The sequence below is a fragment of the Novosphingobium sp. PhB57 genome (assembly GCF_004342985.1).
Classification (GTDB): domain Bacteria; phylum Pseudomonadota; class Alphaproteobacteria; order Sphingomonadales; family Sphingomonadaceae; genus Novosphingobium.
Genome location: NZ_SMBO01000001.1, coordinates 1,456,167 through 1,475,781, shown reverse-complemented (window position 1 = coordinate 1,475,781; position 19,615 = coordinate 1,456,167). Strand labels below are relative to the sequence as shown.

Here is a 19,615-nt window from a genome sequence, read left to right as displayed (position 1 = left end):
CCGGGCGAGACCGTCCCGAACCTTGTCCGGGACGGTGCTGCCTTTTAGCCGACGGGCCGCAGCAGATGCAGGCGGGCCTTGCCGACATCGCGCGAGCTTTCGAGTTCGAAGCCCTTGATGGAAACGGCTTCCGTCTTGGCGGTCTCCAGGCTGACCCAGGTCTGTTCGCCGATCCAGCCGAGCCGCGCGAGCTTGTCGATCGCGACTGCGCCGGCGCCCGTCTCGTAAGGCGGGTCGAGCAGTACGAGGTCGAGTGTCCCCTTGGCGGGGCCGAGTGCCATGACCGATCCGGCGCGGACGTCGCTCCGGCCCTGGGCCTGAAGATTGGCGATATTGGCGCGAATCGCGCGAACCGCTGCCGGGTCCTGGTCGACAAAGAGGCAATGGGCCGCGCCGCGCGACAGCGCCTCAAGGCCCAGCGCACCCGATCCCGCAAAGAGATCCGCGACTTTCAGACCCTCGAATGTGCCGAGCCGGCTGGCCAGCATCGAGAACAGCGTCTCTCGCGTGCGGTCCGCCGTCGGCCGGGTGGTATCGCCTTCGGGCGCTGCCAGCTTGCGGCCGCGCCATTCGCCCGCGACGATGCGCAGGCCCGTCTTCACGGCTGGGCCCTTGGCCGCGGGCCCCTTCACGACTTGATGCTCGGCAGGGTCTTGCGGAAGTTTTCGAGATCGCGCTGGCTAACCTCGAAGGCCATGCCTTTGGGCAGGTCGAGCAGGCGGAAAGGTCCGTAAGACGTGCGAATCAGGCGGCTGACCTGCAGGCCGAGGTGTTCGAGAACACGGCGGACTTCGCGGTTCTTACCTTCGGTCAGAGTCATCTCGATCCACTGGTTGCGCCCGGTGCGGCGCTCCATGTTGGCGTCGATCTTGCCGTAGACCACGCCTTCGATCTCGATGCCTTCGATCAGGTCTTCGAGCTGGCCCTGGCTGATGTCGCCGAAAGTACGGGCGCGATAAGTGCGGGGCACGCCGGTGGCGGGCAGTTCCAGCTCGCGCTTGAACTCGCCGTCATTGGTCAGCAGCAGCAGCCCCTCGGTACTGAGATCGAGACGGCCTATCGGCATCACCCTGCCGCTGCCTTCGGGCAGGGCATTGCGCAAGGCGGTGTAGATCGTCGGTCGGCCGGCGGGATCGCGCTCGGCGGTAAGCAGGCCGGCGGGCTTGTGGAAGGCGAAGAGGCGGGTTTCCTGGGCCTCGCGGACCGGGTTGCCGTCCACGGTGACGCCCTTGAGGTTGGCGAGCACGGTCGAGGGGGTTTCGATCACGTCTTCACCCAGCTTCACGCGGCCTTCGATGATCAGGCGTTCGGCTTCGCGGCGGCTGGCGATGCCGGCACGGGCCAGCAGCTTGGCGATGCGTTCGCCCTCGCGCACGGGCAACCCGGCAGACTTGGGCGTGGGCGCTGCCGCCTGGGGCGCCGAGCGGGGGGGCTTGCGACGCGGGCGTTCACTGTCGAAGCGGCCGGAATCCGACGGACGGGGACCGCGCGGCGCATAAGCGCTGCCGCGCGATTCCTGCTCGCCGAAACGAGCGCCGGGGCCGCGGCGCGGCGCAGCGTCACGCGCCGGAGCGGTGGTGCGGGCAGAGCGCTCGCCGCGTGCCGGCGCGCCATCGCGCGATGGCCGATCCTCGCGGAAAGGCCGATCCTCGCGGAAGGGACGGTCTCCGCGTACGGGACGGTCGGTGCGGGCAGGGCGGTCGCCACGATCAGGGCGTTCGGTGCGGGCCGGACGATCATCGCGCGAACGACGTTCATCGCGCACGGGGCGTTCGTTACGACCGAAGAGCTTTTCGTCACGGCCGGTGCGCCCTGAGCGGCCGCCGCGGGCGGGGCGTTCGTCGCGCGTCGATCGCGTATCGCGGGGGTTGCGGCCGTCCCGCGAATCCCGGGCGCTGCGCGTGTCGCGCGCATCCCGTGCGGGGCCATCGCGAAATGCGCGTCCCCGGCCGCCTTCTTCCCGTCCCGCATCGCTCCGGGTCGCGCCGTCGCGTGCCGTCCGGTCGGCGCCGCGCCGGCCCGAGGTGCCTGAAGTGGTGCGCGAGGGGCCACGCGAGGAGCCGCCATCGCGGGAAGAGCCGCCACGCTTCGGGCCGCCGGATTTGAAAGGAGGTTTGGACATTCGCCCGCCCATACCTGTTGATCGCCGCTTCATCCAGCCTTCCCTTCGGGAAACCACGCGTTACGGTCGCGCAGGGCCCGTCCCCGGAGTTTGCCAACGGAGAATATTGGATGTCTGAAGCCTCTGCTGCCCCGAAGCCCGGCTTGGGGACGGTGATTCGCGCTTTGGGCAATCGGAAGACCGGGTTCATGGCGGTCTTCGGGTTCGCGGCCGGTCTGCCCTACTCGCTCCTGCTCGGCACGCTTTATGCCTGGCTGTCCGATGCCCATGTCGATCTGGAGACGATGGGCGTATTTTCGCTGATCGGGCTGGCTTACGCGTTCAAGTTCCTCTGGTCTCCCGCGCTCGACCGCATCGACCTGCCCGGCCTTCGCCGCCTTGGCCGCCGCAAGCAGTGGATCGTGACGGCGCAGGTCCTGCTCGGCATCATTCTGGTGACGCTGTCGCAGCTCGATCCGGTCGCGGCGCTGGGCCTGTTCTCGCTGCTGGCGGGCATCGGCGCCTTCGCCTCGGCCACGCAGGACATCGCCATCGACGCCTGGCGCGTCGACGTGGCGGACGACGTGGCGACCATCGACATGCTCTCCACGGTATTCCAGATGGGCTATCGCATCGCCGCGCTCGTCGGCGGGGCATTGGCCCTGATCCTGGCCGAGCGGATCGGCTGGACTTCGGTGTTCCTGGTCATGGGGCTGATTCTCGTGGCTGCGGGTGTGGTTTGCCTCTTCGCGCCCGATGCGGATGCTGTCGCGCCGAGCGCCGAAGACCGGGACGAACTGCTGGAACTGCGCGAGGCGGGGCAGCTGAGCCCGCGCGTGCGAACGATTGCGCTGGCGCTGGTGGGCCTGCTGTGGGGCTGGGCGCTGGTCACCGTGGGAATCTTCATGGTCCGCTCGCTGGGCAGCGATCCGGGAGCGCGGCCCGATGCCGTCGATTTCGTGTCGACCACCGGCCCGCTCATCGTCATCGCCACCATCATCCTGCCTGCCTCCATCGCGGCGGTGCTGGTCTATCTGCAGCGCAGTGGACGTCATCTCCTGACGCAGGCCGTGCCGCACGACGGGACCGGTTCGCGCGTGGCGGACCACCTCTACCGCGCCCTGATCCTGCCGCTGACCGAACTGGTGGGGCGCATGGGCTGGGGCTTGGTGCTCGCTCTGGCGCTGGTGCTGACGTATCGCATCTGCGATTCGATCTGGGGCACTTTCGCTTATCCCTTCTACCTGGGCGAACTGAAGTACACGAAGGACGAAGTGGCCATCGCCTCCAAGTTCTTCGGCGTGGGCGCCATCGTTCTGGGCCTCGCGCTCGGGGGTACGCTGCTGACGGTGATCGGCCGCATGGCCACGCTGACGCTTGGCGCGATCCTCGCTGCGGTCACCAACCTGCTCTATGCGGACCTCGCCCTCGGCGGCGCGCGCATGGCCATGGTGAGCGATATGCTCGGCGTGACCTGGCTGGTCGAGCAGCTTGGCGGAGAGCCGCGCCTGGGCACGCTGATGGTCACGATCGGCACGGAGAACCTGGCGACGGGCATTGCCGGCGCGGCCTATATCGCCTGGCTCTCGTCCATCGTCTCCAAGGGCTACAGCGCGGTGCAATATGCGCTGCTCTCCTCGCTGACCTTGCTGGTGGGAACACTGGGGCGCGGCGCGCTGGGACAGCTCATCCAGCAGCAGGGCTATTACCGGATGTTCGTGCTCGTCACCTGGATCGGCACGATCGCCATCGTTCTGTGCCTGCTGGAATGGTGGCGCGTGGCCCGCCAGGCGCGGCGCGCGCGCCTGGCCTGAGGCCTAGTCCGGCACTTCGTCGTTGGCCTTGAGCACCACGCCGGACAGATAGAGCGATCCGGCGATCAATACCGGCAGGCCATCGTCCGGCAGCGCGGCAAGCGCATCGGCCACGCTTTCGGCGCCGAGCGCGCCCGGGCCGAAGCTCGCGGCACCGTGGCAGTCGTGGCCCGGCACCGGCACCGCGCGAATGCTGGCGATGCTTTCGGCCAGCGGCTGGGTGAGCGCGCGCGGGTCCTTGTTGGCCAGCATGCCGATCACGAGATGCAGCCGCTGCCCGGCGAAATGACGGGCGATGGCACGCCCGGCGTCGGGGTTGTGGCCACCGTCCAGCCAGACGGCGCGCCCTCCGGCATGACGGGTAAGCGGACCTTGGGAGAGCCGTTGCAGGCGCGCGGGCCAGTGTGCGGCGCGTATCCCCTCCGCCATGGCCTCTGGCGCGACGGTCACGCGGTCCTGATGGCGCAGCATGGCGACGGCCAGCGCGGCGTTCTCCGCCTGGTGCAGGCCGGGCAGGCTCGGCAGCGGCAGGGTGAGTTCGCCGTGCCGGTCCGAATATTCGATCACGTCGCCCACGCCCGCGTCCCAGTCGCGCCCGCGCATGTGCAGCGGAGCGCCGGCGGTCATGGCGGCGCGCTCGATCTCCAGCGCTGCGCTTTCGGGATAGGCCAGGGTGGCGACGGGGGCAGGGCTGCGGACGATGCCGGCCTTTTCGAAGGCGATGCGGGCGAGCGGGTCCTCGGGCGCGCCAGGCTCCGGGCGGAGCAGGAACGCCTCGTGGTCGATGCCCAGCGTCACGATACCGCAGGCGGCCGGGTGTTCCAGCACATTGGTGGCATCGAGCCGCCCGCCGAGGCCGACCTCGACCACGCAGGCATCCGCAGGTTCCCGCGCGAAAGCGAGGAAGATCGCGGCCGTCGTCACTTCGAAGAAGCTGGGCTGGAGATCCTCGCCCGCATCGAGAACTTCGGCGAGCAGGTCGGCCAGCATCCCGTCGGAAATCAGCTTGCCGCCAAGGCGGATACGCTCATTGTAGCGCACGAGGTGCGGTTTGGTGGCCGAGTGGACCTTCAGGCCCTGCGCTTCCAGCATGAAGCGAAGGTAAGTGCAGGTCGAACCTTTGCCGTTCGTGCCGGCCACATGAAAGGTCGGCGGCAGGCGCTTTTGCGGGTTACCGACTCGGTCGAGCAGGGTCAGGATGGTCTCCAGCCCGAAACGCCCCTGCGGCAGTGACAGCGCCTCCAGCCGGTTGAGCTGGGCCTGGACGCGGGGGTCTTCGGAAACGGCGAAGTCTTTCATGGCACCCGTCCGGAAAAGCACATCGCGGCAACCTGCAAGAGGCTGCCGCGATGCTGGAATTGCGTTGTCGTCATGCAATTGGCAATGACGAAAAACAGAAGGGTCAGCGCGCGGTGTGGACCGCTTCGGCCAGCGAGGCCGTCAGGGCGCGCAGATGGGCAGGAGCGTCGGTGCCGTGCTGCTTGACCAGGTCGACCAGTGCAGAGCCGACGACGACCCCGTCCGCCACTCTGGCAATGGCGCTGGCCTGTTCGGGGGTGCGCACGCCGAAACCGACGGCCACGGGGATGGTGCTGGCGGCCTTGAGCTTGGCCACGGCATCCTCGATCGAGCCTTGTGCCGCCTGCTGCATGCCGGTGACGCCTGCGACCGAGACGTAGTAGAGGAAGCCCGAGGAGCCTTCGAGCACGGCAGGAAGCCGCGCCGCATCGGTGGTGGGCGTGGCGAGGCGGATGAGCGAGACGCTCTTGTCGCGCAGGGCAGGGCCGAGTTCGGCGTCTTCCTCAGGCGGGATGTCCACGCAGATCACGCCGTCCACACCGGCTTTCGCGCATTCACCGGCGAACCAGTCCGCGCCGCGCGCGATCATCGGGTTGGCGTAGCCCATCAGCACCAGCGGCACCTGGCTGTGGCGCGCACGGAATTCACTGGCGATGCGGAACACGTCGGCTGTCCTGGTGCCGGCATCGAGGCTGCGGATGTTCGCTTCCTGGATCGCCGGGCCGTCGGCCATGGGATCGGTGAAGGGCATGCCGAGTTCGATCACGTCGGCGCCGCCTTCGACAAGCGCGTCGAGATTGGCGGCGGTGTTGCCGTCACCCCCGGTGATGAAGCAGACGAGCGCCGGGCCCTTGGCGAATGCGGTTTCGAAGCGGGTGGTCATGTTCAGAGTTCCACGCCCAGCGCTTCGGCGACGGTGAAGATGTCCTTGTCACCGCGGCCGGAGACGTTGACGACGAGCAGCTTGTCCTCGTCCATCTCGGCGGTCAGCTGCGGCAGCGCGGCGAGGGCGTGCGCGCTTTCGAGCGCCGGGATGATGCCTTCCAGTTCGCAGCAGAGCTGGAACGCTTCCAGCGCCTGGGTATCCGTGATCGGCACGTAGTTCACGCGGCCGCTCTCGTGCAGCCAGGAGTGCTCCGGCCCGAGGCCCGGATAGTCGAGACCGGCCGAGATCGAGTGCGCCTCGGTGATCTGGCCGTCCTCGTCCTGGAGCAGGTAGGTCTTGTTGCCGTGCAGGATGCCGGGCTTGCCGCCGGTAAGCGAGGCGGCGTGCTTGTCGGTCTCGATGCCGTGGCCCGCGGCTTCGATGCCGGTCATCGCGACTTCGGGATCGTCGAGGAAGGGGTGGAACAGGCCGATCGCGTTCGATCCGCCGCCCACGGCCGCCACCAGCATGTCGGGCAGGCGGCCTTCCTTCTCCAGCATCTGCTCGCGCGCTTCCTTGCCGATGATCGACTGGAAATCGCGCACCAGTTCCGGATAGGGGTGCGGGCCGGCGGCGGTGCCGATGATGTAGAAGGTGTCGTGGACGTTCGCGACCCAGTAGCGCAGCGCGTCGTTCATCGAGTCCTTGAGGGACTGCGATCCGCTTTCGCAGGAGACGACTTCGGCGCCCAGCAGCTTCATGCGGAACACGTTGGGCTTCTGGCGCTCGATATCCTTGGCGCCCATGAAGATCTTGCAGGGCAGGCCGAAGCGTGCGGCGACGGTGGCCGTGGCGACTCCGTGCTGGCCGGCGCCGGTCTCGGCGATGATCTTCTTCTTGCCCATGCGGATGGCCAGCAGGATCTGGCCGATGCAATTGTTGATCTTGTGCGCGCCGGTGTGGTTCAGCTCTTCGCGCTTGAAGTAGATCTTCGGGCCCTTTCCGGCCGGCGCGAGGCCGCGGAAATGCTCGGTCATGCGCGGGGCATAGTAGAGCGGGCTGGGGCGGCCGACGAAGTCCTTCATCAGCGCATCGAATTCGGCCCAGAACGCCGGATCCTGCTGTGCCTTGCGGTATTCCTTCTCGAGATCGAGGATCAGCGGCATCAGCGTTTCGGCAACGTAGCGACCGCCGAACTGGCCGAAATGGCCGGTTTCGTCGGGCAGGGAGCGGAAACTGTTCACGGGCGTCGGTGCGGTCATGAAACGGGCGATTGGCAGAGCGCGACCTGCAAGTCCAGCGCCTTGCTTCCTTGGGGTGCGCCAACCCGTTTTCAATTGCAAATCATGCAACAGGCGCACCTTCAATGGCAAGATAATGTCTGTAAGTGGCAGTTTCGTGACGTTTCGGGGTAATTATGAATTATTTCGTTCATCTGGGTGAAAGGTTGGGGGGAGCAGCGGGGCGGCTCCCGGTGAGGGCCGGGACATTCTGGAGTTTAAAAATATGCGTATTGCACTCGTTTCGCTCGCTGCGGTTGCTTCCGTGGCCGCCGCCACCCCCGCTCTCGCCAACGAAGCGCGCGTCGAAGCCCGCACCGGCATCATCTGGGACGGCAGCGACAGCGAAGCAGTTGCAGGCGTCGCAGTCGGCTACGACTACGACCTGGGCAACAAGTTCTTCGTGGGCGTCGAAGGTTCGGCTGACAAGATCCTGACCGACGACACCCGCGTTTCGTGGGGCGTTGGCGGCCGCGCCGGCTTCAAGGTCACCCCGACCACCAAGCTCTACGCCAACTCGACCTGGCAGTCGAAGTTCGCCAAGTACGGCAACAGCGCCGTTGCCGTTGGCGGTGGTCTCGAGCAGTCGCTCAACGACCGCTTCTACGGCAAGGTCGAATACAAGCACCTGCTGGTTGGCGACAACACCCCCGACGCAGACGTCGGCCTGGTTGGCGTTGGCGTAAAGTTCTGATCGGATTTCCGGCCTGACGCAGCTACCGAGTTCGTCAGGCCGGAGCCGGCACAGGGAATTCGCTCTGCAAGGAGCGTAAGCCAGGGAAGGGCGGTCTATGAGGGGCCGCCCTTTCTCTTTGCATGCCCTCCGCGCGTGATCGCGCCGCGCCAGGCCGCGCCGCGATCCGGCAGCTTGCGGTCAGGACGCCTGCAGGGCGCGCGCGAAAGCGGCGATCCGGTCAAGGTCCTTGACGCCCGGTGCGCTCTCGACCCCCGAAGAGGTGTCCACCAGCGGAGCGCCGGTCAGCTGCACGGCCTCGGCGACGTTTTCCGGGTTCAGGCCGCCCGCCAGGCCCCAGGGGATGGGGCCCTTCCAGTTCGCCACGAGATTCCAGTCGAAGCTCAGGCCCATGCCGCCGGGCAGGCTGCCTTTGGGTGTCTTGGCATCGAACAGCACGAGATCCACGGCTCCGGCATAAGTGGCGGCCCTGGCCGCATCTTCCGCCGTGGCGACCGAAAGCGCTTTCCACACCGCAATCCCGAACTGCGCGCGAAGCTGCGCTGCGCGGGCGGGACTTTCGCTGCCGTGAAGCTGAAGGGCATCGAGCCGTGCGCTGGCGACGGCTTCGCCGATCGTCGCATCGTCGGCATCGACGAACAGGCCCACCCGGCCGATCCGCCCTTCCGCCCGCTCCGACAGGAGCGCTGCCTGCGCCGGCGTGACGTTGCGCGGACTCCTGGGAAAGAACACGAAGCCGGCATGGGCGGCGCGCGCGCGGATCGCTGCGTCGAGTGCGTCGGGCGTGCTTATCCCGCAGATCTTGATCGCGGCAGTTGGCATGTCGTTTTTCCGGCCTAGATTGCGTCCCGGAACCAAGGGGGACAGGATGAACCGCCAAATGTCGAGACGGGTCGGCCGCTATCTAGTGCCATTTGTCGCCGCCGCAATGCTGGCGGGCTGCGGCGTGAAGGAGTCGTTCAAGGACGCCGAAGCCGAAGTGGCGAAATTCCACCAGGCGATGGACGCCGGAAACCTGCAGCCGATCTGGCGTCAGACCGATCCGGCGCTGCGCAAGGGTCCGGAGCACGACCAGCTCGCCAAGGCGCTGGAAGCCGTGCAGCGCAAGCTCGGCAAAGTGAAGGGGACCAAGCAGGTGGGCTGGAACGCCAATGCCACCACTGGCGGCACCTTCGTCACCCTGACGTACGAGACGCAGTTCGAACGCGGGTCGGGCGTCGAACAGTTCGTCTATCGCAAGAGTGACGAAGGCCAGGTGGCGCTGACCGGCTACAACATCCAGTCGCAGGACATGATGCTCAACTGAGCCGGGCAGGCGCCTGTGCGAATCAAGGCGCCAGTTCGAACTGTACGGTGACGTTGACGTTGGTTTCCAGCTCTCCGGCTGCGACGGGGGGCGCGGAGGCCAGCGAGTCCATCGCCGCCTTTGCGCGGTACATCACCGGGGCGGGCGAATAGCCGCCGCTCTCGCTGATCGAGACGATCCGGGTGACATGCATGCCTGCAGCACCGGCATAGAGTTCGGCGCGGGCACGGGCTTCCTTGATGGCCGCGACGCGCGCCTCGTTCTGCGCGGCATCGGGCTGCGACAGCGAGAAGTTGGGGCCGTTGACCTGGTTGGCGCCGGCCTTGACGAGCGCGTCGATCACTTTGCCCATGTCGTCGAGCTTGCGCTGGCGCACGCCCACGGTGTTGCTGGCCTCATAGCCGACGATCTCGCGCGGGCCGTCGACATAGCTGCCGTCGGGCTGGCGCTTGGGCTGGGCGTAGACCGGATTGACGCTGAGATTGCTGGTCTGGATGTCCTTGTCCGCCACGCCCGCGCGCTTCAGCGAGGCGATGACCTGGTTCATCCGCGTGGAATTGCCATTGAGCGCCTCGCTGGCCGTGGCGCCTTGCGTGGTCACCCCGGCCGAGAAGCCGGCCATGTCGGGCGTGCGGGTGGAGGAACCCTGCGCGTTGACGGTCAGCAGGGTATGCCCGGCGGCGATGGTAGGCACGAGGCCCGTGTCCTGGGCCATGGCGGGCACAGCCACGGCCGAGGCCAGCGCGGCAGTCGTTACGGCAAGCAGGTTCAGGGATTTCATGAGGTCGCACTCTCCGTCCAATTGATCGGTTCAACGATCTGGAGGGAGGGAGGTTGCCCGGCGCTGAACCGTGCATTTTGCGCCGTGAAAGGTTTGGAGCAGGAGGTGTGCCGCTGCGCCGGTGGCTTGCGATCCCGGTGGGCAACGGACACGGCCTTTGTCTTTCCGTACTCCCGCAGAAGCGGGCTGACGGGCCAAGTCAGTTCTTGTCGGTGTCCGGCTGGGTCAGGTGCGGTGCGGCATTCGACCGGCCGCACCGCTCTAGTATCAGAGCGTCGCTTCGATCGCGATCGCGGCGGCGAGGGGATCTTCGGCACGGCTGATCGGGCGGCCGATGACGAGCACGCTGGCGCCCGCATCGCGCGCCGCGCGCGGGGTCATGATGCGCTTCTGGTCGCCGTTGCGGCCATCGTCGGGACGAAGGCCGGGGACGACGAAGAAGCCGTCCTTCCACTGCTGGTGGACCGCGCCCACTTCATGGCCCGAGCAGACGATGCCGTCGAGCCCTGCCGAATGGGCCAGGTCCGCCAGGCGAAGCGCCTGCTCGTGCGGTTCCGCGTTCACGCCGATGGCGTTGAGGTCGCCGCCGTCCAGGCTGGTCAATACGGTGACGGCCACGACCTTGCAGTTCTCACCCGCGGCGGCCTTGGCGTCTTCCATCATGGCACGGCCGCCGGCGGCGTGGATGGTGACGATGGAAGGCTCCAGGACGTGGATCGCCTGCATGGCGCCGGCCACGGTGTTGGGGATGTCGTGCAGCTTGAGGTCGAGGAAGATCGGCAGGCCGAGCTTATGCAGCTCGTGAACGCCATGATGACCGTGCGCGCAGAAGAATTCGAGACCCAGCTTGATCCCGCCGATATGCCCGGCGACCTTTCGCGCCAGCGCCTCGGCGGCGTCGAGGCGGGGCAGGTCGAGGGCGAGGTAGACGGGATTGCTGTTCATGATCTCAGAGTTCCGGAGAGGATTTGGAAGGTGAGGTGGCCTCGGGCGTGAAAAGATGCGCGCCCTGTGCCGATTCCGGGACGGCCGGAACCGTGGAAGGCACGCTGTTGGCCCGAAGGGAGTTTTCGAGGCTGGCGATGCGGCGCTGGAGGCGCCAGCGCACGGCGCGCAGGTACAGCCAGACGGGGGCCATCCCCAGCACGAAGAAGACGAGTGCGACAACGCCGACCGGCCATTCGAAATGGACGTAGTTGGCATCGTCCAGCGGCCAGAAGTTCACCGGCACCCTGGTCCAGTTCATGGCGATGAAAGCGACCAGGATCGCGGTGATCGCGATCCACAGCACCGTGCGGACTATGTTCATGTTCCCTCCGGCAATTCGTGCACCAAGACCTTTCGCAATCGCGCTGGATGCTAAGCGCGATTGCGAGGCATGGGAAGTGTCGGCTGGAAGCTTAGTTCCCGAAAACGCGCGCGAAGATCGTGTCTACGTGCTTGAAGTGATAGTCGAGGTTGAACTTGTCCTCGATCACTTCGACCGGAAGCGCGGCGGTGACTTCGTCATCGGCCTTGAGCAGTTCGAGCAGCGAGAGCTGGCCGTCCGATTCCCACACCTTCATCGCGTTGCGCTGCACCAGGCGGTACGACTGGTCGCGGCTGAGGCCGGCCTGGGTAAGGGCGAGAAGCACGCGCTGCGAGTGGACGAGGCCGCCCATGCGGTCGAGGTTCTTCTGCATGCGCTCGGGATAGACGAGCAGCTTGTCGATCACGCCGGTGAGGCGCGCCAGTGCGAAGTCGAGGGTGATCGTCGCGTCGGGGCCGATGAAGCGCTCGACCGAAGAGTGCGAGATGTCGCGCTCGTGCCAGAGCGCCACGTTTTCCATGGCCGGAACCACGGCCGAACGCACGACGCGGGACAGGCCGGTGAGGTTCTCGGTCAGCACCGGGTTGCGCTTGTGCGGCATGGCCGACGAGCCCTTCTGGCCGGGCGAGAAGTATTCCTCGGCTTCCAGAACTTCGGTGCGCTGAAGGTGGCGCACTTCGATGGAAAGGCGTTCGATCGAGCTGGCGATCACGCCCAGCACCGAGAAGAACATGGCGTGGCGGTCGCGCGGGATGACCTGGGTGGAGACCGGCTCGACCGCGAGGCCCAGCTTGTCGGCAACATAGTCTTCGACGGCGGGATCGACATTGGCGAAAGTACCGACGGCGCCCGAGATCGCGCAAGTGGCGACTTCCTCGCGGGCGGCGATCAGGCGCGTCTTGCAGCGCGCGAATTCGGCATAGGCTTCGGCCATCTTGAGGCCGAACGTCACCGGCTCGGCGTGGATGCCGTGGCTGCGGCCGATGGTGGGGGTATACTTGTGCTCTTCGGCGCGGCGCTTGATCGCGGCGAGCAGGGCGTCGAGGTCCGCCAGCAGGATGTCGGCAGCCTTGACCAGCTGCACGTTCAGCGTGGTGTCGAGCACGTCGGAGCTGGTCATGCCCTGGTGCATGAAGCGGGCTTCAGGGCCGACCTGCTGGGCCACCCAGTCGAGGAAGGCGATGACGTCGTGCTTGGTCACGGCCTCGATGGCGTCGATGGCGGCAACGTCGATCACGGGATTGGTGGCCCACCAGTCCCACAGCGCCTTGCCGGCGCTTTTCGGCACGGTGCCCATCTCGCCCATTTTCACGGCGGCGTGGGCCTCGATCTCGAACCAGATGCGATAGCGGGCTTCGGGTTCCCAGATCGCGGTCATTGCGGGGCGGGCGTAACGGGGGACCATGTTCGACTCCTTGAGTGACCTGACTCGACCCGGCGCTGACCCGGCCTCATGGCGGTGCCGCTACGGCGGGCTTGCGACAAAGGCAAGGGTGCGCGGCCGGGAAAGGCCGAAAGAATCCGCCGGGCCGGACGGCGAAGCTGGCGGAATTCGGGGCGTTGCGGGAACAGGGGAGGCAATACTGAGCCCGGCACCGCCGCTTGCACGAATTGAAAGCCGGCAAGGCGAAGCGGCATCCCGCAGACGATAAGTTTGGCGGCGGAGCGATTGTAGAACCACGGTTTTCCGATTTCTCAGGAGCCATCCGATCCGTCAGGCGCTATGGTCGCATCGGTTTCATGCGGCACCCTGTCGATCACGAAAGGACCAGCGATGCCTCGCGCGCTCTCGACGATTCTTGCCGCGGCCTGTCTCTTCGGCGCCGGCATCGGCGCGGGCCATGCCCAGGACGCCGCCGACCCGAAAGCCGTCCCCTCGGCCCTGGCGGCGCCGGTCCTGAGCACCCAGGACATCAAGCTGGAGGAATTCGGCGCCAATCTCGAACGCTTTCCCTATCCCTGGAAAGTCGAGACCATGGAGCTGAATCTGGGCGCCGAAGAAGCCGCCATGGCCTATATGGACGTGCAGCCCGACAAGCCCAACGGCCACGCCGTGGTCCTGCTGCACGGCAAGAATTTCTGCGGCGCGACCTGGGAAGACACCGCGCGAACGCTGCTGGCCGCGGGGTACCGGGTGCTGATCCCCGACCAGCTCGGTTTCTGCAAGTCCTCCAAGCCGGCCTCCGCGCAATACAGTTTCGCGATGATGGCGAACACCACGCACCGGCTCATGGAGAAAGTGGGCCTGGAAAAGGCCATCGTGCTGGGGCACTCGACCGGCGGCATGCTGGGGATGCGCTTTGCCCTGATGTACCCGCAAGCGGTGGAGCGACTGGTGCTGGTCAATCCGCTGGGGCTGGTCGACCGCATGGCGGAAGGCGTGCCTTACGCGCCGCTGGACAAGCTCTTGGCCAGCGAGCGCGCCAAGGGCTATGCCGAAATGCGCCAGTATCAGCTCGACACTTATTATCATGGCGACTGGAACCCGCGCTATGATCGGTGGGTGAAGATGCTGGCGGGGCAATATGCCACGCCGGACCAGGATGCGGCGGAACTGGCGCAGGCCAAGACCTCCGAGATGATCCTGACCCAGCCGGTGAGCCACGAGTTCGGCCGTCTCGGCGTTCCCGTGACGCTGATGATCGGCATGCGGGACACGACGGTCTTCGGCAAGGGTCAGGCCCCGGCCGAGATCAAGGCCAAGCTGAAACCCATCCCGCAGATCGCGGCACAAGCGGCGGCGGCCATGCCTTCGGCACGGATCGTCGAATTCCCCGACTACGGGCATTCTCCGCAGGTGGAAGCGCCGGACGTGTTCGGGGCCCGGCTGCTGGAGATCCTGTCCTCGCCGGCACCCTGAAGAAGAGCTGGCGCGAAGGTCCTATCGGGGATTCGGAGCCAGCGCGCCGGGGATCGTCCGGCAGCCCGGCGCGCGGGTCTCGGAAGCCTTCCAGCGCAGTTCGTAAGTGACGAGGAAGCCGTCATGGTCGGACAGCTGCGGGCTGTCCGGACGCCCGTCGAACAGGGCCTGCACCCGGATGGGGCGGATCTCGACGGCTTGTCCGTTCCAGTAGAACTGCAGGTCCTGCGTATCCATCCAGGGTTCGTCCCCGTCCCACGACATCTGCACGTCGCAGCCCGAGCCAGGGTGCGAGCAGGTGCGGTGCACCAGGTTCAGTGACTGATAGCGCGAGAAATTCTCCCAGCGCGGCTCGGAGTGGCGCATGTTGAAGTCGCCGCCGAAGATCACCGGCGTCGCATCGTCATGGGTGCGGTCGATGAATTCCGAGGCTTCCAGGGCCTGCCGGTCGTGCGCGGCCAGGTTGCGCGCCGCGGGCGCGCCGGAAGCGCCGCGCGAATTCATGTGCGTGTCGTAGACGTCGATCAGGGTGGGCACGCCCGGCACGTCGATCCTTGCGAGCGCGATGCCCTTGTTCGACAGACAGTCGAACCCGGCGCAGGACTTGCGGCCATAGGCCCGGCGCTCGGTATCGACGATCGCGTAGCGCGAGGCGATGGCAAGGCCGCTGCCGAAGACGTGGATGCCGATCTCGCCGCGCTTGAGGCTGGAATTGCCGGGCAGCCGTTCCTTGGTGGAACCGCGTGCGCGGGTGGTCCGGCGCGGGCCGGAATCGAGCGCGGGATAGCCGGCAGAGGCCACTGCGCGCTTGGCGGCGTCGCTGAACATCTCCTGGAACAGCACCACGTCGGGCGCGGTGCCGGCGGCGCGCATCCTGGCCAGATGCCTGCCGATCTCCTCAAGCGAGGGCTTGCGCCCGCTGCGCGCGGGCCAGGACAGCCCTTCGATATTGAAAGTGAGCACCGAGAGCGTGGTGGTGGCGCTCCGTCCATCGGCGGACAGGGCGACGCGGGGCTGCTGCGTGGCCGTGCAAGCCACTTGCGCCACGGGGGGGGCCATCGTGTTGCAGCCGCTCGCCAGCAGCGCCGCGCAAAAGGGCAGGGCGCGCAGCAGAACCGAACCTTGAAGCGTCATGCGGTTGGATAATCCCTGTCGCAATCGATCGCCGAACCGCCGGAGACCGGCCCAACTTATGCAAAAGGCGCCGGTAAGTCCATGATGCGGCGAAGATCGGCAGGCCCGGCGCGCGCGAAGAGCGGGCGCGGGATTGCCCGGAGCCCTTGCCTAGTTCGGGCCTTGCGAGAGCACCGGCGACCAGTCGAAATCGATACGGACTTCGCCCGAGGCCGAACCGTCCGGGTGGAAGCTGCGCTCCACGATCATGCCGGCGCCGGTGCGGTTCACGGCGATGACCGTGGAGCAGCGGGTGCCGTAGAGGGGATCGCGGATGAAGACCGGGGCGAAGCGCGGCTCGGGGCCGTTTTCGGCATGGCCGGGGGCCATGCCCGGGGTCTCCGCCTGCAAGGCGCCGAGCAGGGGGGAGGGATCGGCTTGCCCGTCTGCCAGCCATGCGGAAACCGCCTGCGCCACTTGCAGGGTCTTGGGCCAGGGCCGGTCGAAGCCGCCATTGGACAGGCCATGGATGCCGGGGGCGAGAGGCCGCGATTCGCGATGCGGATAATTGGTCAGGAACCGGGCGCTGGTGCCGTTCACTTCGACGAGATTGAACGGGTTCATCGTCTCGACGGGTTCCGGCTCACGGCCTTCCAGCAGGTCGGTGACGAGCTTGCCGCGCGAAGGGCGGCCCGGAACCGAGCCTTCCGGCACTCGGTAATTGGTGACGAGCACCATGCGCGCCGATGGCGTCACGCCCAGCCATGTCCCGCCGCCCAGCAAGTCGGCACCGGCCAGGATTCCGCTGCCGTCCTGCCAAGGCGAAAGCGGCGCCGAGGGGCGTGCGTGGAATTCGTCGCGATTGCCGGCGACCACGAGCGGCCAGTCCGGGTGGGCCTGCCAGGCGACGGCGGCAACGCACATTTCAGATCAGGCCCTTGGCGCGCAGGCTGACATGGCCTTCGCGGCCGATGATGACATGATCGTGCACCGAGACCCCCAGCAGCCTTCCGGCTTCGGCGATGCGGTTGGTGACTTCGATGTCCGCGCGGCTGGGTTGGGGGGAACCCGAGGGATGATTATGCACGAGGATGAGGGCGGTGGCGCCGATGTCCAGCGCGCGGCGAATCACTTCGCGCGGGTGAATCGCCGCTTCGTCGATCGAGCCGTCGCCCACCAGGTCGTCGAGGATCAGCATGTTCTTGGCATTAAGATGTAGCAGTATTGTGCTGACATGGAGATTCCCGTACATTTCAGCCATGACAATCGCTTATCCATACCACCGTTTTTCGACAAAAACTCAAGACAAAGGCTCCTCGATCGAGCGGCAAGCCGCCGCCACCACGGCGATGATACTTTCCAACCATTGGACCCCAGCCCCGGGAGGTCCTTTAGAAGATAAAGGCCGATCGGCATGGAGAGGTGACCACCTCAAGGTGGGGCAGCTAGGCAAGTTCAAGGAACTGATTGATGCAGGCGAGATCGAACCGGGATCGGTTCTCGTTATCGAGAATCTTGACCGTCTTTCCCGCCAAAAGGTCCGATTCGCCCGGCGCTGGATCGAAGAAGTGACCGAGGCAGGTATCTCTGTGGCCGTGGCTAGCTTGAATAAGGTCTTCACGGAAGAAAGCTTGTCGGGCGAAAACATCCTCGACCTGATGCAATACCTCATGGAAGCGCAGCGGGCTCACGCGGAGTCAGAGCGCCGTTCATCTTTTCGGCAGAAGGTCAATGAAGGGCACATCGAGAAAGCGAAGCGGGGCGAAATCATTACCGCGCGAGCGCCAGCGTGGTTGGTTGGGAACGATGGGAAGTGGTATCCGTCGCCTGACCGTGCGCCGATAGTGCAGCAAATATACGAGTGGTCGGCCGATGGACTCGGCTACGCAGCAATCTGCAAGAAACTGAACGCCACTTATGAGCCGTGGACGCGGGGGTGGAAGACCGATCGGGCGGAATGGAAAATCGGCTATGTCCGCGACATACTACACAGCCCAAGTGTCGAGGGCGAATATCATCGCAAAGCCGCAGGCGAAGATCGGATAGAGGTCATTACTGGCTACTATCCGCGAGTCGTGGCGGCGGAGTTGGTTGAGCAGGCGAGGGCAGCGAAACGCGCTCGTTTGAAAACTGGTGGCCGGTACGCGCCCGAAGGTCGGAATCTTTTCACGGGCTTGATGACGTGTGGGTCGTGCGGCGGCACAATGGCGAAGATCGTCAACCTGAACCAGCGAGGTTCCCGGTACTACTACATCATCTGTCGCGCAGCGAGGGGGGGCTCTTGCGAAAACAACGTTCAATTCCGCTACGACAAATTCGAGGAGGCTGCGGTGCGGGAGATTCTTTATCTCAGCCTCGATAGCAAGCACTTCACGAAGACCGAAGAAACTAGCCCGATCATCGCCCGCATTGCCGATCTTCGGAAGCAGATCGAGCTTGAGCAACGGAAACTCGACTCTCTTGTCGCGATGGTGGAGGATGGACTGGACAGTCGCACTGTTGCAACGAAGATCGCTCAGCGCGAAGACTCAGTGGCACGGGCTGAGGCCGATCTAGCGAAGGCGGAAGCTGCCTTGCAGCTTGCTCGCGGGCAGGTGAGCCCGGCCGATCACATCAAGCGGGTGATGGAGGTTCGGGAGGCGATCACGAGCGATGATCCTGAAACTGGACAGCAGGCTCGACGGATGGTTCGGACAGCGTTCCAGAATGTGATCGAGTCGATCCGGTTCAAAAGCGCGAAAGTCGGACACAGGAAATATACAAGGCTGATCGCTATGCGCCTTGTGGGCGGTCACTTCATGGTCTGGTTTGATGGCAACGGCAACGTCGTCAAGAAGCGCGATCACCTGGAGGTGTTTGCAAATGAGCCCGATAGCGCGTTCTCGCGAATTCTGAGGTATGGCGTCGCCGACGATGCGGTAGAGGTTCTGGCATCACAAGTCAGGAGGAGCCAGCCTATCGAAATTTGAACCGGTGCCGATTTCAATCGGTTAGCCCTACGCCCGCCATTTCCGGTTAGCATCCCGCAAAACCGGGTAACGCGGTCATTCGTCAGCGTACGACGCCGTCGAGACGTTGGCCTTGTAGGTCAACTCCATAGGATCAACGCCTTCCAGAGCAGGGGAGGCGTAGCACGTAGTCCAGATATGGTGAGGCTCAACAACTCGATGGTTTTCGCGAAACGCGCCGCCGTCTACCAGATTGTTGGTGTAGCCGAGGTTGTAGGCTTCAATGTCGAAATAAACATCGGTGATCGGCCGCGAACTCTTGTTCCAGAAACTCACCTTGATCGGATAATCGGGCGTGCAGCGAAACACCGGAGGCGCTTTCTGCCCTGGTTTAACGAGCGGCGGAGGTGCCGGTATCGTACGCTTGCCGTTATCGTAAACCGCTTCCACCACAAGCTTCGTTTCCGCGCGCGGGAATATCACGGGGCTGAGGTAGGTGAACCACACGCCGCCGCAGGCGACCATCACCACCACAATCGTGATTGCGACGACGGCCGTCCGCCACGCGGTTTCCAGCACCTTCATGAGAACGTCGCCAACCGTGACCGGCTGAGAGAGATGGCCGATGTGAAACGGCCCGTTCCAGATTTTCCGCCAGATGCGGCCCGCACGATAAGCTATGGACATGCCCCCTCCATAGCCTAACATCTAACCTCGTGAATTCGAAACGCAATCCGCGATCGCAGGCCTATCGGATGTCGTTGTTGCATTGTCGGTTCTGACGGTCTGGTTGATGCCCCGGTTGAAGCAATCTCGATTTACCAAGCCGGTCAAGCTGGTCTGCGAGCGGAATGTCGCTGCGTCGTCCTGTTTCGCCGGATGCGAGCGGAGACCGTGATCGAGCTATCTTCGAAACTGGCGAGACCGCTCAGGTTAGGCGTTGGCCCTTTAGTAGTTACGCTGGTGTGAACCTTCAGCTTACCCAATTGGCAAAAGACCGTCAGGGATAGGGTTCGCACGCGATTCCGTCACCGTCACCGTCCATGTGCTTTCCATAGCCGGGTTCACCGCGTCTCAGCGGGTCCAGGCCTTGTGCGCGAACGGCATCGCATCCGGGGAACTGATAGCCAGCGGGCAACGCTTCGAGTTTCGCCTTCCTTGCCTGATGTCCATCCCAGGCATTCAGCGCGAGACCGGCCGCTCCACCGATGATCACCGCGCCAATGAGATAATCCGCGATCATCC

At 65.4% G+C, this 19,615-nt stretch carries 19 protein-coding genes and 1 pseudogene; 5 read left to right on the top strand and 15 right to left on the bottom strand.

From position 1 onward, the window contains the following. Window positions 1–44: 44 nt before the first annotated feature. Both rsmD and EDF58_RS06750 read right to left on the bottom strand, forming a co-directional pair. Window positions 45–602, bottom strand: a complete 558-nt coding sequence (gene rsmD / locus EDF58_RS06755; RefSeq protein WP_243654103.1) for a 16S rRNA (guanine(966)-N(2))-methyltransferase RsmD — start codon at window positions 600–602, stop codon at window positions 45–47. A gap of 26 nt (window positions 603–628) precedes the next feature. Further along, entirely contained in the window at window positions 629–2,122 is a 1,494-nt protein-coding gene (locus EDF58_RS06750) for a pseudouridine synthase (RefSeq protein ID WP_132263709.1), read from the bottom strand. Window positions 2,123–2,232: 110 nt separating this feature from the next. On the opposite strand from EDF58_RS06750, the gene EDF58_RS06745 reads away from it, so the two are divergent. Then, a complete protein-coding gene (locus tag EDF58_RS06745) occupies window positions 2,233–3,915 on the top strand; it encodes an MFS transporter (protein WP_132263707.1) in 1,683 nt (560 codons plus the stop codon). 3 nt (window positions 3,916–3,918) lie between these two features. Here the strand turns inward: EDF58_RS06745 and EDF58_RS06740 are convergent, their stop codons facing one another. The 3 genes from EDF58_RS06740 to trpB form a co-directional block, all read right to left on the bottom strand. Then, a complete protein-coding gene (locus EDF58_RS06740) occupies window positions 3,919–5,214 on the bottom strand; it encodes a folylpolyglutamate synthase/dihydrofolate synthase family protein (protein WP_132263705.1) in 1,296 nt (431 codons plus the stop codon). A gap of 103 nt (window positions 5,215–5,317) precedes the next feature. Further along, window positions 5,318–6,097, bottom strand: a complete 780-nt coding sequence (trpA, locus tag EDF58_RS06735) for a tryptophan synthase subunit alpha (RefSeq protein ID WP_132263703.1) — start codon at window positions 6,095–6,097, stop codon at window positions 5,318–5,320. A 2-nt stretch (window positions 6,098–6,099) separates the two neighbouring features. Next, a complete protein-coding gene (gene trpB / locus EDF58_RS06730; RefSeq protein WP_132263702.1) occupies window positions 6,100–7,341 on the bottom strand; it encodes a tryptophan synthase subunit beta in 1,242 nt (413 codons plus the stop codon). A gap of 244 nt (window positions 7,342–7,585) precedes the next feature. Between trpB and EDF58_RS06725 the strand changes: the two genes are divergently transcribed. Continuing rightward, complete coding sequence (locus tag EDF58_RS06725) at window positions 7,586–8,053, top strand: outer membrane beta-barrel protein (protein WP_132263700.1); 468 nt, start codon at window positions 7,586–7,588, stop codon at window positions 8,051–8,053. Window positions 8,054–8,233: 180 nt separating this feature from the next. On the opposite strand, the gene EDF58_RS06720 is transcribed toward EDF58_RS06725, so the two are convergent. After that, window positions 8,234–8,875: a phosphoribosylanthranilate isomerase gene (locus EDF58_RS06720; protein ID WP_132263698.1), complete on the bottom strand. Its 642-nt coding sequence runs from the start codon at window positions 8,873–8,875 to the stop codon at window positions 8,234–8,236. A gap of 46 nt (window positions 8,876–8,921) precedes the next feature. Between EDF58_RS06720 and EDF58_RS06715 the strand changes: the two genes are divergently transcribed. Continuing rightward, window positions 8,922–9,359 carry a DUF4019 domain-containing protein gene (locus EDF58_RS06715; RefSeq protein ID WP_132263696.1) on the top strand — a complete coding sequence of 146 codons (438 nt, stop codon included), beginning with the start codon at window positions 8,922–8,924 and terminating at the stop codon, window positions 9,357–9,359. Window positions 9,360–9,381: 22 nt separating this feature from the next. Here the strand turns inward: EDF58_RS06715 and EDF58_RS06710 are convergent, their stop codons facing one another. The 4 genes from EDF58_RS06710 to purB all read right to left on the bottom strand — a co-directional run bounded on the left by EDF58_RS06710 (window position 9,382) and on the right by purB (window position 12,854). Then, window positions 9,382–10,140 carry an SIMPL domain-containing protein gene (locus tag EDF58_RS06710; protein ID WP_132263695.1) on the bottom strand — a complete coding sequence of 253 codons (759 nt, stop codon included), beginning with the start codon at window positions 10,138–10,140 and terminating at the stop codon, window positions 9,382–9,384. Window positions 10,141–10,407: 267 nt separating this feature from the next. Then, complete coding sequence (gene pyrF / locus EDF58_RS06705) at window positions 10,408–11,085, bottom strand: orotidine-5'-phosphate decarboxylase (protein ID WP_132263693.1); 678 nt, start codon at window positions 11,083–11,085, stop codon at window positions 10,408–10,410. Window positions 11,086–11,089: 4 nt separating this feature from the next. Next, window positions 11,090–11,449: a LapA family protein gene (locus EDF58_RS06700; RefSeq protein WP_132263691.1), complete on the bottom strand. Its 360-nt coding sequence runs from the start codon at window positions 11,447–11,449 to the stop codon at window positions 11,090–11,092. Window positions 11,450–11,540: 91 nt separating this feature from the next. Continuing rightward, the gene (gene purB, locus EDF58_RS06695; RefSeq protein ID WP_132263689.1) at window positions 11,541–12,854 is read right to left on the bottom strand and encodes an adenylosuccinate lyase; all 1,314 of its coding nucleotides are present in this window, start codon (window positions 12,852–12,854) and stop codon (window positions 11,541–11,543) included. Window positions 12,855–13,223: 369 nt separating this feature from the next. On the opposite strand from purB, the gene EDF58_RS06690 reads away from it, so the two are divergent. After that, window positions 13,224–14,309 carry an alpha/beta hydrolase gene (locus tag EDF58_RS06690; RefSeq protein WP_132263687.1) on the top strand — a complete coding sequence of 362 codons (1,086 nt, stop codon included), beginning with the start codon at window positions 13,224–13,226 and terminating at the stop codon, window positions 14,307–14,309. A gap of 21 nt (window positions 14,310–14,330) precedes the next feature. Here the strand turns inward: EDF58_RS06690 and EDF58_RS06685 are convergent, their stop codons facing one another. The 3 genes and pseudogenes from EDF58_RS06685 to EDF58_RS06675 form a co-directional block, all read right to left on the bottom strand. Then, entirely contained in the window at window positions 14,331–15,443 is a 1,113-nt protein-coding gene (locus tag EDF58_RS06685) for an endonuclease/exonuclease/phosphatase family protein (protein ID WP_132263685.1), read from the bottom strand. A 150-nt stretch (window positions 15,444–15,593) separates the two neighbouring features. Beyond that, window positions 15,594–16,346 (bottom strand): NRDE family protein, encoded by a 753-nt coding sequence (locus EDF58_RS06680; RefSeq protein ID WP_132263683.1) that lies wholly within the window; start codon window positions 16,344–16,346, stop codon window positions 15,594–15,596. A 1-nt stretch (window position 16,347) separates the two neighbouring features. Further along, window positions 16,348–16,644, bottom strand: a pseudogene (locus tag EDF58_RS06675) (JAB domain-containing protein); the annotation flags it as partial. Between the two features lie 37 nt (window positions 16,645–16,681). On the opposite strand from EDF58_RS06675, the gene EDF58_RS06670 reads away from it, so the two are divergent. Beyond that, the gene (locus EDF58_RS06670; RefSeq protein WP_165921339.1) at window positions 16,682–18,391 is read left to right on the top strand and encodes a recombinase family protein; all 1,710 of its coding nucleotides are present in this window, start codon (window positions 16,682–16,684) and stop codon (window positions 18,389–18,391) included. 75 nt (window positions 18,392–18,466) lie between these two features. Here the strand turns inward: EDF58_RS06670 and EDF58_RS06665 are convergent, their stop codons facing one another. Together EDF58_RS06665 and EDF58_RS26085 are read right to left on the bottom strand one after the other, a co-directional pair. Beyond that, entirely contained in the window at window positions 18,467–19,057 is a 591-nt protein-coding gene (locus EDF58_RS06665) for a hypothetical protein (protein ID WP_132263679.1), read from the bottom strand. Between the two features lie 313 nt (window positions 19,058–19,370). Beyond that, window positions 19,371–19,613 carry an excalibur calcium-binding domain-containing protein gene (locus EDF58_RS26085; protein WP_207912827.1) on the bottom strand — a complete coding sequence of 81 codons (243 nt, stop codon included), beginning with the start codon at window positions 19,611–19,613 and terminating at the stop codon, window positions 19,371–19,373. Window positions 19,614–19,615: the final 2 nt, after the last annotated feature.

Coding starts and splice junctions, on each gene's coding strand:
- EDF58_RS06750 (WP_132263709.1), bottom strand. CDS start 2,122: ATGTCCAAACCTCCTTTCAAATCCGGCGGCCCGAAGCGTGGCGGCTCT.
- EDF58_RS06745 (WP_132263707.1), top strand. CDS start 2,233: ATGTCTGAAGCCTCTGCTGCCCCGAAGCCCGGCTTGGGGACGGTGATT.
- EDF58_RS06740 (WP_132263705.1), bottom strand. CDS start 5,214: ATGAAAGACTTCGCCGTTTCCGAAGACCCCCGCGTCCAGGCCCAGCTC.
- trpA (WP_132263703.1), bottom strand. CDS start 6,097: ATGACCACCCGCTTCGAAACCGCATTCGCCAAGGGCCCGGCGCTCGTC.
- trpB (WP_132263702.1), bottom strand. CDS start 7,341: ATGACCGCACCGACGCCCGTGAACAGTTTCCGCTCCCTGCCCGACGAA.
- EDF58_RS06725 (WP_132263700.1), top strand. CDS start 7,586: ATGCGTATTGCACTCGTTTCGCTCGCTGCGGTTGCTTCCGTGGCCGCC.
- EDF58_RS06720 (WP_132263698.1), bottom strand. CDS start 8,875: ATGCCAACTGCCGCGATCAAGATCTGCGGGATAAGCACGCCCGACGCA.
- EDF58_RS06715 (WP_132263696.1), top strand. CDS start 8,922: ATGAACCGCCAAATGTCGAGACGGGTCGGCCGCTATCTAGTGCCATTT.
- EDF58_RS06710 (WP_132263695.1), bottom strand. CDS start 10,140: ATGAAATCCCTGAACCTGCTTGCCGTAACGACTGCCGCGCTGGCCTCG.
- pyrF (WP_132263693.1), bottom strand. CDS start 11,085: ATGAACAGCAATCCCGTCTACCTCGCCCTCGACCTGCCCCGCCTCGAC.
- EDF58_RS06700 (WP_132263691.1), bottom strand. CDS start 11,449: ATGAACATAGTCCGCACGGTGCTGTGGATCGCGATCACCGCGATCCTG.
- purB (WP_132263689.1), bottom strand. CDS start 12,854: ATGGTCCCCCGTTACGCCCGCCCCGCAATGACCGCGATCTGGGAACCC.
- EDF58_RS06690 (WP_132263687.1), top strand. CDS start 13,224: ATGCCTCGCGCGCTCTCGACGATTCTTGCCGCGGCCTGTCTCTTCGGC.
- EDF58_RS06685 (WP_132263685.1), bottom strand. CDS start 15,443: ATGACGCTTCAAGGTTCGGTTCTGCTGCGCGCCCTGCCCTTTTGCGCG.
- EDF58_RS06680 (WP_132263683.1), bottom strand. CDS start 16,346: ATGTGCGTTGCCGCCGTCGCCTGGCAGGCCCACCCGGACTGGCCGCTC.
- EDF58_RS06670 (WP_165921339.1), top strand. CDS start 16,682: ATGACAATCGCTTATCCATACCACCGTTTTTCGACAAAAACTCAAGAC.
- EDF58_RS06665 (WP_132263679.1), bottom strand. CDS start 19,057: ATGTCCATAGCTTATCGTGCGGGCCGCATCTGGCGGAAAATCTGGAAC.
- EDF58_RS26085 (WP_207912827.1), bottom strand. CDS start 19,613: ATGATCGCGGATTATCTCATTGGCGCGGTGATCATCGGTGGAGCGGCC.